Genomic DNA, 1,015 nt, shown 5'->3' on the forward strand with positions numbered 1-1,015 from the left:
TTTGTTAACATGGCAATTCCTTTTTTTTTCATTTTACTTGACTTTTTACGTCAAGCTATTTCAGAATATGACAGATTTTCTTAACAATCTCGCTCTCTTTTCCATACAGACCGGAAAGAAGATCTGCCATATTGGAAGCTTCCCTGTAGGCCTCATCCAGCAAATTATTGGCATGGGTTGTTGCCTCTGTTGAGTGCAGCCTTTAAAGGTAAATTTCTGGACAGCATGCGAAGGGAACTACGAAAGCAAGTTGCAATTGATGGGTTTAAAGCCCGCATTGAAAAGGCCTACCAAAAAAAATGGGTAGTCTATTGCGAGTCATCCCTGGCAGGAGCCGAGCATGTCATCAGGTATCTGGGACAATATACTCATCGTATTGCCATCAGCAAACAGAGGATCTTGAACATTAACTCAACACTCGTCACTTTGGTGGCCAAAAACTACCGTGACCGGGCACAAAAGAAACCGGTATCACTTAAAGGTGAAGAGTTTTTGCGTCGATTCTGCCTGCATGTCATGCCGGATGGTTACGTACGCTTCCGTCGGTTCGGCATTTATCACCATTCCACAAAGCGCCATCTGAATTTGCAATTAGTGCCGGATGAGAAGCCCGACATTGCCCAGTTGATGGCACCCAAAAAGGAAGAAACAGCTTCAGAACGCATTTTAAGATTAACCGGGATTGACGTGACCAAATGTCCTCATTGCAAAAAGGGACGTCTGATTGTCATAAGAACTATGCCCAGGACTCGGTCACCCGCAGGACATCTGCCTTCTATGCTTTTTGCAAAGTTGCTGTAACCAACAAAACACCTCCCTTAAAAACTTCATGAACATGAGGTTAGGTGTTGTATTGTCTAAAGGGTAGGTTTTAAGCCAAAAAGAGACTGGTTTTTAACTTTTGAGTTGCAAAATGCTCTCTTTTTTTAAACACAAAGAGTTTAAAGCAACACAATTAAAGCATGGGCATTCTTCTCAAAAACATAAAAAAACGACAGTAGGTCCATAGTATTTT

1 pseudogene is annotated in these 1,015 nt (G+C 42.0%); it reads left to right on the top strand.

The window, feature by feature from the left end:
• Positions 1-183: 183 nt before the first annotated feature.
• Positions 184-801, top strand: a pseudogene (locus ACT3CD_RS17225) (IS91 family transposase); the annotation flags it as partial.
• Between the last annotated feature and the right edge of the window lie 214 nt (positions 802-1,015).

The organism is Geofilum sp. OHC36d9, assembly GCF_052400685.1.
Taxonomy (GTDB): domain Bacteria; phylum Bacteroidota; class Bacteroidia; order Bacteroidales; family Marinilabiliaceae; genus CAZHHH01.